General features: G+C 61.5%; 14 protein-coding genes. 5 read left to right on the plus strand and 9 right to left on the minus strand.

Annotated elements, in window-relative coordinates; translation table 11 throughout:
• The first annotated feature begins 63 nt into the window (after positions 1-63).
• The gene (locus tag AC6R19_RS17695) at positions 64-723 is read left to right on the plus strand and encodes a DsbA family oxidoreductase (RefSeq protein ID WP_500581173.1); all 660 of its coding nucleotides are present in this window, start codon (positions 64-66) and stop codon (positions 721-723) included.
• A 266-nt stretch (positions 724-989) separates the two neighbouring features.
• Here AC6R19_RS17695 and fghA read toward each other — a convergent pair whose 3' ends face one another.
• From fghA to AC6R19_RS17710, 3 genes are all read right to left on the minus strand, one after another.
• Positions 990-1,838, minus strand: coding sequence for an S-formylglutathione hydrolase (fghA, locus tag AC6R19_RS17700; protein ID WP_500581174.1), 849 nt, complete (start codon positions 1,836-1,838; stop codon positions 990-992).
• 4 nt (positions 1,839-1,842) lie between these two features.
• Entirely contained in the window at positions 1,843-2,970 is a 1,128-nt protein-coding gene (locus AC6R19_RS17705; RefSeq protein WP_500581175.1) for an S-(hydroxymethyl)glutathione dehydrogenase/class III alcohol dehydrogenase, read from the minus strand.
• A gap of 68 nt (positions 2,971-3,038) precedes the next feature.
• Entirely contained in the window at positions 3,039-4,052 is a 1,014-nt protein-coding gene (locus AC6R19_RS17710) for an AraC family transcriptional regulator (RefSeq protein ID WP_500581176.1), read from the minus strand.
• A 185-nt stretch (positions 4,053-4,237) separates the two neighbouring features.
• On the opposite strand from AC6R19_RS17710, the gene AC6R19_RS17715 reads away from it, so the two are divergent.
• Positions 4,238-4,624 (plus strand): hypothetical protein, encoded by a 387-nt coding sequence (locus AC6R19_RS17715; protein WP_500581177.1) that lies wholly within the window; start codon positions 4,238-4,240, stop codon positions 4,622-4,624.
• Positions 4,625-4,631: 7 nt separating this feature from the next.
• Here the strand turns inward: AC6R19_RS17715 and AC6R19_RS17720 are convergent, their stop codons facing one another.
• Together AC6R19_RS17720 and AC6R19_RS17725 are read right to left on the minus strand one after the other, a co-directional pair.
• Positions 4,632-5,096 (minus strand): SRPBCC domain-containing protein, encoded by a 465-nt coding sequence (locus AC6R19_RS17720; protein WP_500581178.1) that lies wholly within the window; start codon positions 5,094-5,096, stop codon positions 4,632-4,634.
• A 342-nt stretch (positions 5,097-5,438) separates the two neighbouring features.
• The gene (locus AC6R19_RS17725; RefSeq protein WP_500581179.1) at positions 5,439-5,813 is read right to left on the minus strand and encodes a VOC family protein; all 375 of its coding nucleotides are present in this window, start codon (positions 5,811-5,813) and stop codon (positions 5,439-5,441) included.
• A 265-nt stretch (positions 5,814-6,078) separates the two neighbouring features.
• Here AC6R19_RS17725 and AC6R19_RS17730 point away from each other — a divergent pair, with 265 nt between their 5' ends.
• A complete protein-coding gene (locus tag AC6R19_RS17730) occupies positions 6,079-7,392 on the plus strand; it encodes an energy transducer TonB (protein WP_500581180.1) in 1,314 nt (437 codons plus the stop codon).
• Positions 7,393-7,506: 114 nt separating this feature from the next.
• Here AC6R19_RS17730 and AC6R19_RS17735 read toward each other — a convergent pair whose 3' ends face one another.
• Both AC6R19_RS17735 and AC6R19_RS17740 read right to left on the minus strand, forming a co-directional pair.
• Positions 7,507-8,076, minus strand: coding sequence for a PhnA domain-containing protein (locus tag AC6R19_RS17735; protein WP_500581181.1), 570 nt, complete (start codon positions 8,074-8,076; stop codon positions 7,507-7,509).
• An 82-nt stretch (positions 8,077-8,158) separates the two neighbouring features.
• Positions 8,159-8,563, minus strand: a complete 405-nt coding sequence (locus AC6R19_RS17740; protein WP_500581182.1) for a GFA family protein — start codon at positions 8,561-8,563, stop codon at positions 8,159-8,161.
• A gap of 305 nt (positions 8,564-8,868) precedes the next feature.
• On the opposite strand from AC6R19_RS17740, the gene AC6R19_RS17745 reads away from it, so the two are divergent.
• Positions 8,869-10,389: a phospholipase D-like domain-containing protein gene (locus AC6R19_RS17745; protein WP_500581183.1), complete on the plus strand. Its 1,521-nt coding sequence runs from the start codon at positions 8,869-8,871 to the stop codon at positions 10,387-10,389.
• Between the two features lie 67 nt (positions 10,390-10,456).
• Here AC6R19_RS17745 and AC6R19_RS17750 read toward each other — a convergent pair whose 3' ends face one another.
• A complete protein-coding gene (locus AC6R19_RS17750) occupies positions 10,457-10,873 on the minus strand; it encodes a CBS domain-containing protein (RefSeq protein ID WP_500581184.1) in 417 nt (138 codons plus the stop codon).
• Positions 10,874-10,955: 82 nt separating this feature from the next.
• A complete protein-coding gene (locus AC6R19_RS17755) occupies positions 10,956-11,384 on the minus strand; it encodes an Hsp20/alpha crystallin family protein (RefSeq protein WP_500581185.1) in 429 nt (142 codons plus the stop codon).
• A 233-nt stretch (positions 11,385-11,617) separates the two neighbouring features.
• Here AC6R19_RS17755 and AC6R19_RS17760 point away from each other — a divergent pair, with 233 nt between their 5' ends.
• Positions 11,618-12,055 carry a host attachment protein gene (locus tag AC6R19_RS17760; protein WP_500581186.1) on the plus strand — a complete coding sequence of 146 codons (438 nt, stop codon included), beginning with the start codon at positions 11,618-11,620 and terminating at the stop codon, positions 12,053-12,055.
• Positions 12,056-12,127: the final 72 nt, after the last annotated feature.

Raw genomic sequence — 12,127 nt, forward strand, 5'->3', positions numbered from 1 at the left:
GGCCTGTCGCCACCGGGGTGCGGTTAAACTAAAGTAGATGGAGTCATCCAACAGGCGAGCGCCATGAACAAGCTGCCGCTGAGTATCGAAATAGTGTCCGACGTGGTCTGCCCCTGGTGCGTCATCGGTTATATGCGCCTGCAGCGGGCATTGGAAAACTATGCCGACAGGCTGGAGGCGGAGATTCACTGGCTGCCGTTCGAGCTGAACCCGCAGATGCCCGCGGAGGGGGAAAACCTGCGCGAGCACCTGGGTAAAAAATACGGAATTACACCCCAGGAGAGTATCGAGGCGCGCCAGCGGCTGACGGACCTGGGCGCGGATCTCGGCTTCGACTTCAACTACAGCGACGACATGCGCATGTACAACACCTTCAATGCGCACCAGTTACTGCAGTGGGCCAAGGGATACGACCGGGAGACGAAGCTGAGCCTGCGCCTGTTCAACGACTTCTTCCGCGAGCGCAGGAATGTCGACGATATCGGCGTTCTGACCGAAGCCGCCGCCGCGGTGGGGCTGGATGAAAACGAGGCCCGGGAAGTGCTGCAAAACCAGACTTATGCCGGCGCCGTGCGCGAACTGGAGAAACTGATCACCAATCAGGGCGTCAGTGGTGTACCCCTGTTTGTCTTCAACCGCGAGTACGCGATCAGCGGCGCACAGGAAGTGGCCACCTTCGAGCAGCAACTGCAGCAGTTGCTGGACGAAAACACCTGCGACTGACCGTAAAAGAAAAACAGTAACTCAAGTTTCGGAGTTCACAGGGGGTGGCAATGCCGGAGTGAGACGGCTTCGGCCCTGTTGGCGGTGGTTACCTGGCAAAAAAAAACCTCATCGGCCTACTTATCGGCCGCAGGCGCCTTTGCCAGGTAACCACCGCCAGCAGGGCCTTGCGCAGTGCCACCGGGAACGTCCCAGGCCTCGATGTGAACTCCGAAACTTGAGACAGTAACAATCCCGACCGGAGGTCCGCCGTGCGCCCCCAGGGTTCAGTGCTTCAGCAGGTAGTCCGCGTGAAAACGCAGGTGCTGCTCGATAAAGCTGGCGATAAAAAAGTAGCTGTGATCGTAGCCGGCGTGATACTCCATTTTCAGCGGATAGCCGCTGGCCTCGGCGGCGGTTTCCAGCGCGTGGGGTTTCAACTGGTCTTCCAGGAACTGGTCCTCTTCACCCTGGGACACCAGTAGCGGCAACCCTTCGGTGGTGCGGCTCAACAGGGTCGCCGCGTCGTACTCCTCCCAGGTGGACCTGTCCGCACCCAGGTAGGCACTGAACGCCTTCTCGCCCCAGGGACAGGCGATCGGATTGCAGATGGGACTGAAAGCGGAAATCGATGTGTAGCGCTGCGGATTGCGCAGGCCTATCACCAGGGCGCCGTGGCCGCCCATGGAGTGGCCGGCGATGGCGCGGCGCTCACTGACCGGGAAATTCTGTTCGACCAACTGCGGCAGTTCGCGCACCACATAGTCGTACATCCGGTAGTGCTGCTTCCACGGCTCCCGGGTCGCGTTCAGGTAAAAGCCGGCCCCCTGCCCGAGATCGTACTCCGGATCGTCGGCCACCTCCTCGCCGCGCGGGCTGGTATCCGGCACCACCAGGGCGATGCCCAGCTCCGCCGCCGCGCGCTGGGCGCCCGCCTTCTGGCTGAAATTCTCGTCGGTGCAGGTGAGGCCGGACAGCCAGTAGAGCACCGGGTAGCGGTGCCCCCTTTCCTCCTCCGCCTCCTGCGGCACAAAGATGGAGAAACGCATTCTGCAGTCGAGCACCTGCGACTGGTGTTCAAACTGCCGATGCAGGCCGTCGAAACACTTGGTGCTGCTTACCAGTTTCGGGGTCATGGTTTCACTCATAGTGGATCACGCTGCGGATACTCTTGCCCTCATGCATCAGCTCGAAGGCGTCGTTGATCTTCTCCAGCGGCATGGTGTGGGTAATGAAATCGTCCAGCCGGAATTCCCCGGCCAGGTAGCGCTCAACGTATTCGGGCAGCTCCGAGCGCCCCTTGACGCCGCCGAAGGCGCTGCCGCGCCAGACGCGCCCGGTCACCAGCTGGAAGGGCCGGGTGCAGATCTCCTGGCCGGCGCCGGCCACGCCGATAATGATCGACTCGCCCCAGCCCTTGTGGCAGCACTCCAGCGCCGAGCGCATCACATTCACATTGCCGATACACTCGAAGGAATAGTCCACGCCGCCGTCGGTGAGTTCGACGATCACCTCCTGAATCGGCCTGTCGTGGTTGTTCGGATTGATGCACTCGCTGGCGCCCAGCCTCTTCGCCAGCGGAAACTTGGATTCATTGATGTCGATGCCGATGATCCGCCCCGCACCGACCATCTTCGCCCCGATCACCGCGGACAAGCCGATACCGCCGAGGCCGAATATCGCCACCGTCGCCCCCGGCTCCACCTTGGCGGTGTTCATCACCGCCCCCATGCCGGTGGTGACACCGCAGCCGAGCAGGCAGACCTCCTCCAGCGGCGCCTCGGGGTTGATTTTGGCCAGCGCTATTTCCGGCAGCACCGTGTACTCGGAGAAGGTCGAGGTGCCCATATAGTGGAATATCGGCTCATCATTGACGGAAAATCGTGTGCTGCCGTCCGGCATCAGTCCCCTGCCCTGGGTTTCGCGGATCTTCTGGCACAGGTTGGTCTTGCCGGATTTGCAGAACTTGCACTCGCCGCACTCGGGCGTGTACAGCGGAATCACGTGGTCGCCCACGGCGACACTGGTAACTCCCTCCCCCACCGACTCGACGATGCCGCCGCCCTCGTGGCCGAGGATGGCCGGGAAGACGCCTTCCGGGTCCTCGCCGGACAGGGTAAAGGCGTCGGTGTGGCAGACACCGCTGGCCACCAGCTTGACACGCACCTCCCCCCGCTGCGGCGGCATGACCTCGACCTCTTCGATGGAGAGGGGTTCACCGGCCTTCCAGGCCACGGCGGCTTTGCAGCGAATGGGCTCTGCGGACATGGGCAAATTCCTTTTTATAGTGTGGGGCGTTCAGGATAGACCGATCGCCCTGCCCGGCAAAGCGGGTATCAGTCCCTTTCCCGCTGTTTTTTGCGCCACTGCAGCGGCGAAAGGCCGTGCACCGCGCGAAATGCCTTGGAGAAGGCACTGATATCGGTGTAGCCGAGCGCGGCGGAGAGCAGATTGATATCGATAGTGGACGCGCGCAGATGCCAGCGCGCCGTCTCCATGCGCGCATCCTGCAGCAGCTGCTTGAAACCGCTGCCTTCGCTCTGCAGGTGCCGCTGCAGCGTGCGCGCCGGCACTCCGATCAGGCGCGAGACCTGCGCCAGGCTGTGCCGCTGTGCACCGAGGGTCTGCAGGATCAACGCCCGCACCTGCTCGGCCAGGCTGCCGCTGTGCTTCTCGAGTAACTGGCGGGTGAACTCGTCGAAATAGCGATTCAGGGCGGCACCCGGTGCGCGCAGCGGCCGCTGCACTATATCCGCGTCGAACACCAGGCAGTCGCCGGACTGGCCGAACTGCGGCTCGATGTGGAAAAAGCCCCGATAGCACTGCATCTTGGACTGGGGCCCCTGGCGGAACAGCACCTGCCGCGGGCGAATATCCTCCCCGGCCAGGTCCCGGATCAGCCGGAAGCCCGCGCCCAGTGCCAGTTCCCGGTACTGCGCCGCGGCCGGCGCATCGCCGAAGTGATCGAAACGCTGCGCCACCAGCAGATTCTCCTCCACGCGGATGCGCCAGTGTTCCGCCTGGTTGTGCAGCGCCATATAGCGCTGCGCCACCACCAGCGCTCCGCGCAGATCCGCGCTGTCCAGCACCAGCTTGCCCAGCGCACCGAGAATGCGCACGCCCTGCATATTCGCCAGGCGCAGGCCGAAGTCACTGCACTCCAGTTCCCCGGCGCAGAGATTCAGCAGTCCGGTCAGGGTGGCGATCGGGATCAGCAGGTCCGGGCGGCGCATACAGTCCGCCGGCAGCCCCACTCGCGCCAGCAGCGTGGACGGATCGCCGCCGAGGCGGGGCACCAGTTGGTTGAATCCCGCCAGGGCGCCGCTGCGAATCTCGTAAATGGGGTTCATTCAGTGCTCTTCGAATCCATGCCTTGAGGGCGGCTGGGCGCAGATCATACCCGTACCGGTCCGACGATTGCACCATCCCGGTGCCAACGACACAGCCATAGAAACCGCGGGACTACTTTTCCGGCAAGCTGGCCCGAAACTTGCTCCGCTTTAATCGCGACCGTTGGAACATGGAGGGAGGGACAATGAACAACAACCACTGGCTGATGAATTCCGAGGTACTGACCCTACTGCGCAAGCTGCGCAAACGCCTCAAGGCCGAATTCGACATAACACTGCGGTTTACAGACTACGGGTTCGAGCGACAACTGGCCCGGGCACGTGACAGAACCGTCGACAGCGAAACCCGGCAGATGATCACCACACTGGAAGAGCGAAGGGGCAAGCCCTTCACCACCGGCGAGGAGACCTCGCCGCGCCTGTACCGGGGCCATCCGATTCTGCAGGAGCCGCCGCGGCGGAGGGATATCTACGAACTTATCTATGGCGAGGAACTGGCCGATCACTGTGGAAGCCAGCGCGGCGACTGGACGAAGAAAAAAATTTATCGGGGTCTGCAGATTTCGCGCTAGCAGGCTGTTAAAAATCCCCCGCATAACAGTAGGACCTTGGTAGAATACGCCGTTGCAAAAGGCGATTGCGGCTGGCTGTCTCGGTGCCATTGAGCGTGGCGCCGAGGATCTCCAGGAGGGTGTGCCAACCCGTGGCCACGCTGAGCATTTCGCCACGATCCGGCAGATGCCGATGGGTGACCACCATCAGCACCTTTTCATCCTCCGCCATCAGCTCGAAACAGACCTCTGAGTCCGAACCCCAGCTCATGGTCAGCAGGCGCGGAGGTTCACAGGCAATGACGCGGCCGCGCAAGCTCGCATCGCCGGCGATGTCCGCACACTGTTCCGGCGCCACATCTCCGGGGCGCGACAGCTGGAAATTGTGAAAGACCAGCTCGACGGGGTCGCCGGCGCGCTGCAGCATATCGCCGGATGCGAGCCAGCGGCCGCGTTTCTCCGGATCCACCAGGTATTCCCAGATCCGCTCCACTGGTCCCGGCAGAAGCCGCTTGATGCGCGGCTTTCTCTGAATTCATTTCTTTTGGTAGCTCGGCATCAAAACAGAAAGGGTTAATAATCCGGCGCAGGGGCAGATTTTTGCGTACGACCGCTCCACGCATTCGCGGCGTCTTCGACCCTGCAAATCTGCATTTCCGCCATCCTTTTGCGGCCATATGTGCCGCTGCCGGCCGCAGGCTGGCGCGAGCTCCAAAAGTACAAGCAACTCTCCGTAGTTGCGCCAGTATTTTAAGGGCGACATGTAAATAGATCGCTCCGGCTCAGCGGCGGGCCGCGCAATGGGCTGTCCGCTGCAACCGTTCGTTAGGTGGATCTATGACCATGACTCAGTGTCTTTGCTGATGAGGTGAATGATGGATGCGGGGCTCGATACCCAGAACGCCTGCATTCCTTGCGGCAAAGTCTCGATTTCGTCGCACCGCACTACACCGGCCGCCTTGAGATGTTTTGAAGCCGCTTCAATATCGTTTGTGATCACCTCAAGCCAGGTTTCGGCCTGGCTCAGGCTTGGGACACGATCTATCCAGAGATTGTTGGCGCCAAACTCGAAGCCGACAGATGGAGCGTGCTTCATTATCTCTTTGAAACCGAGGACATCACGATAAAATTGAATCGTCGCTTCGTATAAATGAGTCGGAACCTTCATGGCGATGTTGCGACCAGCAGCGAACTTCGGTTTGTTGTCCATTGTGAGTTCTCCAAGCAACTAACAGGGATGGTCCATTTACAGCCGGGTTAATAAAGTCAAGGCGATTCCGTTTTTAGTAGCGCTTCCAGGTCGTCGAGCTGTTGATCGCCTCTATTAACCATATGGTTAACAATAAGAGCAGGACATTAATTGTCAACCTTTTGGTTAATTGTTATCTGGCGCCGGGAACCTTCCCAGCGCTCTGTTGCCGATTTCGGGATGCGGGTTAAACTCATGCGAAAAAACAACGTCAATGGAGCTCCCAGTGCATCGACTCGCCCTGAGCCTGCTGCTGGTCACCGCGGCTTCCAGTAGCGCGCAAATCACCGGCCCCACCGGCTCCATGGTTCCCAGCCCCCCCGAACCCACCGCCTACGGCCTGGAACTGATTCGCGCGGAGCACTGGCGCCCGCAAAGCCGGGACCACCAAACCCACGCCCCCCCTGCGGATGCCGCAGACCGCAATGCCAGCCGGGACAGCATCGCCGAATACCGGACACTGATCAGGGAACTGGAGACGGAACAGGGTCCCTACACCGGCGAACTGACGGAAGTGTTGACGGGGCTGGGGCACAACTACCAGAACCTCGGCGAGCACCAGAGCGCTATCGACAGCTTCAGGCGCTCCATCCACCTCGCGCGCGTCAATCGCGGCCCCTTTACCGAAGAGCAGATACCACTGCTGGACAGCCTGCGCGAATCCCTGCTCGCCGAAGAGAAAATGGGCGAGCTGGACCAGTTGCAGGAATATATCTACCTGGTGCACAGAAAGGCCCTGGAACCCGGGGATCCCCGCCTCGAGCAGGCCACCCGCGACTATGTGCAGTGGCACCGCTCCTACTATCTGCAAAATCCCGGCGGCGGCCAACGGCTGCTGACCCTGCACCGCCTGTATGACGACACTCTGGGGGCGCTGAAACACCAGGATGCACCGGGGAACACCCTGCTGCCGCAACTCTGGGGCGCACTGCAGGTGGCCTATCTGCTCGACTTCCACAACGGGTCGCGGCAGCCGGAGTTCCAGGTCCAGATCCGGCAGAACGGCATGGACCCCTACACCGCCGATGAATCGCGCCTGCGGCAACTTCAGGAATTCAATTACCGCAGCGGCCTGCGCACCGCGAAAGATCTGGTGGAGGCCGCAGAGCGGGAGACACCGGAAATTCGCGCGAGGGCGCTGGTGGCCGAGGGCGACTGGTACCAGTGGCAGGGCAAGCGTGTCTCGGCCCGGCGCACCTATGCCGAGGCCTTTCATCTGTTCACTGGAGACGGCGAAGCCGGGCGCCACAAACTGTTTGCGGAGCCAGTAGAGCTGCCGGATGATTTTGTCTACCTGCCCGACACCCGGCTCGACCAACGGGAGCCGCGCGGGCGCGCAAAAGTGCGTTTCAGTGTGAGCCGCAACGGCAAACTGCACGACCTGGAGATACTCGAAATATCCCCGCAAAATGATCACAGCGCCGAAATCGCCCTGCGTAAAATGCTGCGCAGGTTGCTTTTCCGGCCGCGGCTGGAAGATGGCGAGGCGGTGAGAACCAATAGGGTGGAAAGGGAATATATTTTCTTCGACAACCCTTGATGAATGATGCTCAGCGAAAGAAAGACCGGGGCGGCACCGGTATCGCAGCGGTATACATGCTAGTATTTTTATGAAAAACCGATAACCCAGGCCGGTCGCCGCCCCGACGCCGTATCAGGACTTTTTCACGAACCTGGTCAGTATCACGATGCGCTGCCCCTCGACCCGGCCCTCGATATGCTCCGGGTTGTCGGTCAGGCTGATGCCGCGCACGGCGGTGCCGCGCTTGGCGACTATGCTGGTGCCCTTCACGTCCAGGTCCTTGATGATGGTGACGGTGTCGCCGGCCTGCAGCTGCGCGCCATTGCAGTCCCGGTGCACCACTGTGTCGCCCTCTTCCGGCAGGGCGCCGGCCTGGGCCCATTCGAGCAGGTCCTCGTCCAGGTAGAGCATGTCCAGCAGGTCCTGGGCCCAGGTTTCGCCACTCAGGCGCTTGAGCAGGCGCCAGGCCGTCACCTGCACCGCCGGCACCTGGCTCCACATGCTGTCGCCCAGGCAGCGCCAGTGGTCGCCGTCCAGCTCGGCGGGGTTTTCCAGCTGGTCGCGGCAGGCCTGGCACAGCAGTATGTCCGCGTCGCCGCGCCCCTCGGACGCCAGCACTGCGTAGGGCACCAGTCCGGCATCCGCGGCGCAGAGCTCACACTTGCCGCCGCTGCGTTCCATCAATTGCTGTTCGCTGCTCACCTGATCTCTCCTCGCTGAAAAGGCGCGGATTATACGCTGATCGCGACCGACCAAAAGCAGCTTAGCTTAAAAGGCCCCCGTTTCAGAGATACCAGGTCTCGGCCGGCTCGGACTGCCAGTTGTTGTTGCGCCCGTCGAAATATTTGACCGGTGCCTCGACCAATTCCCGTGTATCCACGTCGTCCAGCGCGGCGACGTTGACGGAGACATAGTCGCCGCCCAGTTCCTCGACATAGCCGCGTCCGAAAGGGGCGATACCACACCGCTTGCAGAAGAAGTGGTGCCCCACCTTGTTGCCGAACTGGTAGTCTCTGAGGAACTCCTCGCCCCGGATCAGGCGGAAGTCCTGGGGCGGCACCAGGGCGCCCCAGTAGCGGGCCTTACTGCAATATGAGCAGTTGCACCTGCCGGTGCCGGCAGCCAGGTCCAGATCCGCCTCGAAGAGCACTTCGCCGCAGTGACAGCTCCCCCTGTAAGTCTTCCTCACTTATTACTCCCGTATAGAAACACAGATTGGCCCTCGGGACGGCGCCAGCGGCCCCCACCAGGTAAAGAACTGTATAAAGGCAGACTTATACAGTGACACGCCTGAAATATTTTACCAATATGTGAATTTAAATTAGGAAAAGTTACTCAATCGAGCCATAACCAGTCCCCAGATGCACACTTTCGGCAGGCGCGCGGCGCCGGCTTGACCTTGTGCCTATGCCCCATCCAGGCGATCTATACTGCGTCTTTGAGTTCCATCCACTGTGTTCAACCGGGTCGATGCCCATCCGCATGGAAGCCGTCTTGCGCCAGTACCCGCTCCTGTTGCTGCTCCAGCTCTGCCTCTGCGCCTGCTCCGGCCAGGCGGTTTTTCCCGAGCCACCGGCGAGAGAGGCCAGCTTCCAGTTGGAGGCGCCGGCGGGGGCACCGCTGGTAGGAATCACCGAGCGCCTGACCGCGGGCCAACCCGGCCTGAGCGGTGTCTACCCTGTGACCTCGGCCCACAATGCGCTGGTGGTGCGCCTGGCGACCATCCGCGCGGCGCAGAGCTCCATCGATATCCAGTACTTCATTTTCCGCCGCGACGAGACGGGCCTGCTGCTGACGCGGGAACTGCTGCGCGCCGCCGAGCGCGGTGTGCGTGTGCGTTTCCTGCTCGACGACTTCACAACCGGCGATGCGGGCGCAGTGCTGGTCGCGCTGCAACGGCACCCGAATATCGAGATACGCCTGTTCAATCCCTTCCCCCACCGGGGCCCGCGCGCGCTGGAATTCTTCGCCGACTTCAGCCGCCTGCAGCGGCGCATGCACAACAAGTCCTTCACCGTGGACGGCCGGGTGACTTTTATCGGCGGGCGCAATCTCAGCAACAAGTATTTCGGCATCGACAAGAAGGTGAACTTCGGCGACCTGGAGCTGGTGGCCATAGGTGCGGTGGTACCGGACATAGCCCGGCAGTTCGATCTCTACTGGAACAGTCCCTACAGCTTCCCGGTGCAGTCGGTACTGGGCCGGCGGCCGGACAGTGCGCAGCCGCACTTCGTGGAGGAACTGGAGCGCAACGGCGAGCAGCTGCTTGCCAGCGACTACGGCAGGAGCCTGCAGGATTCCCCGGTCATCGAGACACTGAGCCGGGACGCGAGCCTCTGGTACCGGGGGCGGACCCGCGCGCTGTTCGACCCGCCGGAAAAAATGGAAGCTGTGCCCCCAGCCAGCGGCCGCTTCGCCGGCGGTGAGCTGATGGGCGCCATTCTCAGTGCCCGGCGGCAGCTGATTGTGATCACACCCTACCTGCTGCCCGGAAGCGAATACCTGCGACAGTTGGTCGACGCCGCCGGGCGCGGTGTCGAGGTGCATATACTGACCAATTCACTGGCGTCCACCGATGTGGTGCTGGTGCACGGCGCCTACCGCAAATATCGCAAGCCGTTGCTGGAAGCCGGGGTTCACCTGTACGAACTGTCCAGTACGCTGAAGTACAAACTGGACAACTGGAATGGGGAGTCGAAATCGCTGCTGCACGCCAAACTCTTCATTGTCGACGGCCAGTGGCTCTACGTGGGCTCCTTCAACCTGGATCACCGCTCGATACTGCTGAATACGGAGCTGGGGCTGATCATCGAGTCGCCGCAGCTGGCAACGGAAGTCGCGCAGAACTTTACCGGCAATGTGCGCAACAACGCCTACAAACTGGAGCTGCGGGAAGGCAGGGTAATATGGCACCGGGCCGACGGCAGGACTTTCCGCCGCGACCCGGGTGCCAGCTGGTTGCAGAGAATCGGGTCCCGCCTCAGCAGCTGGCTGCCGATAGAGCAGCTGCTGTGACGGGCCCGCATCGTGCCAGTTAAGCCGCGTAGGTTGGGGGCCACCGGCAGCAGGGCCTTGCCCTTGACTAGTGATGCGCGGAGACCGCCGAGGCGAACTCGCCGGTCTGCTTGCGGCCCGCCGCGTGGGAGATATCGCCCAGGCTCAGTATGCCCACCATGCGCTTTTCCCTGTTCATTACCGGCATACGGCGCAACTGCTGGTCCTCCATCTTCTGCATGGCTGTGTCAATGTCGTCGTCTTCCCAGCACCACTGGATGCCTTCGGTCATCACATCGCGGGCGGTCAGCGAGGACACATCCCCACCCTGGGTTACGCCGCGGCAGGCGATATCCCGGTCGGTGACCATGCCAACCAGCTTGTCGTTCTCGCCGATGGGAACGGCCCCGATATCCTCGTCGCGCAGTATCTTCGCCACTTCAGACAGGGGGGTATCCGGTGAACACCAGGTACAGCCTTCGTGCATTGCCTGTTTAACTTTCATGATTCAACTCCACATCTTGCCTCGCTGCGTGCAGTGTAGGCTGGCTGTGTCGATCGACACAGCCCCGCTGCAGCCACAGTTTTTAGTGAATTTCGATACGCTTCCGCTCCGGTATCACTTCCTCGCGCTTGGGCACCTTCAGGGTCAGCACGCCGTCCTTGAAGCTCGCGTCTATCTCCTCTTCGCTGACGTCGTCACCAAGGTTGAAGCTGCGCATAAACTTGCCGTAGCGACGCTCCTGGCGGATCACGCGGCCCTCCTTCTCGGCCTTCTTCTCCTGATGCACTTCCGCCTCCAGGGTCAGCACGCCGCTTTCCAGCGTGATATTGATATCGTCCTTGCTCACGCCCGGCAGTTCGGCGCTGATCTCATAGCTGTCCTTATTCTCGCTGACATCGATACGCGGGGAGAAAAAACCTTCCCGGGCCGGCCCCACTGCGCGCGACTGTGACATCAACTGCTCGAATACATTGTCCAGGTCGAATAGCGACCCTCTGGGAATCAGGCTCATGGCCAACCTCCTCTCGGTGCGGATTTAACAGGACAGCCCACGACGGCGCCCCAGACATCTCCAACCAAGTCTAGGACGACAATTGGGGACTTTCCGGCCGCCAGCAGCGATTCGCCTTAAAAAATTTCCTTATATGAAAAGGCTTCCTGGAAGCGGAGGCTTATATCCATTGACCCGCGTCTTTGACGCCGGTTTCAACTAGCATTAGGGAGAGAAACAGAGAGGAAAGTCTCATGGCACTTGCATGGGTCCTTGTGGCCAACCAATCACAAGCACGGTTGTTCGAGGCAGAGAAACGGGCCGGTGAGCTCCACGAATTGGAATCCCTGATTCACCCCGAGTCCCGCATGAACGGTCGCGACCTGATAAGCGATGCGCCCGGGCGCGCCTTCGACAGTGGCGGCCAGGGACGCCATGCGATGGGCAACGTGAGCCAACTGCACCGCCTCAGCGGCCAGAAGTTCGCCCGCGAAATTGCCCACGCCCTGGAGCGCGGCCGCGTGGAGGGGCGCTATGAGAAGCTCTACATAGTGGCCGAGCCGCAGATGGTGGGGAGCCTGCGCGAGGCGCTGGATCATCCCACGCGGGCGGTCATCGCCGGCGAGACAGGCAAGAACCTGGTGAGCTGCGATGCCGAGGAGATACGCGCACAGCTGCCGACCTGGTTGTAGAGAGCCCGAAACAAAAATCCGGCCGGCGATTGATTTGCGCCCCGCAGCTTGCAACCATGTCGCGGTTGATAG

It is taken from the genome of Microbulbifer sp. SE14 (assembly GCF_059834885.1).

What these genes read in the sequence shown, in the direction of transcription:
- AC6R19_RS17695 (WP_500581173.1), top strand. Translation starts at nt 64, where the DNA reads ATGAACAAGCTGCCGCTGAGTATCGAAATAGTGTCCGACGTGGTCTGC.
- fghA (WP_500581174.1), bottom strand. Translation starts at nt 1,838, where the DNA reads ATGACCCCGAAACTGGTAAGCAGCACCAAGTGTTTCGACGGCCTGCAT.
- AC6R19_RS17705 (WP_500581175.1), bottom strand. Translation starts at nt 2,970, where the DNA reads ATGTCCGCAGAGCCCATTCGCTGCAAAGCCGCCGTGGCCTGGAAGGCC.
- AC6R19_RS17710 (WP_500581176.1), bottom strand. Translation starts at nt 4,052, where the DNA reads ATGAACCCCATTTACGAGATTCGCAGCGGCGCCCTGGCGGGATTCAAC.
- AC6R19_RS17715 (WP_500581177.1), top strand. Translation starts at nt 4,238, where the DNA reads ATGAACAACAACCACTGGCTGATGAATTCCGAGGTACTGACCCTACTG.
- AC6R19_RS17725 (WP_500581179.1), bottom strand. Translation starts at nt 5,813, where the DNA reads ATGGACAACAAACCGAAGTTCGCTGCTGGTCGCAACATCGCCATGAAG.
- AC6R19_RS17750 (WP_500581184.1), bottom strand. Translation starts at nt 10,873, where the DNA reads ATGAAAGTTAAACAGGCAATGCACGAAGGCTGTACCTGGTGTTCACCG.
- AC6R19_RS17755 (WP_500581185.1), bottom strand. Translation starts at nt 11,384, where the DNA reads ATGAGCCTGATTCCCAGAGGGTCGCTATTCGACCTGGACAATGTATTC.
- AC6R19_RS17760 (WP_500581186.1), top strand. Translation starts at nt 11,618, where the DNA reads ATGGCACTTGCATGGGTCCTTGTGGCCAACCAATCACAAGCACGGTTG.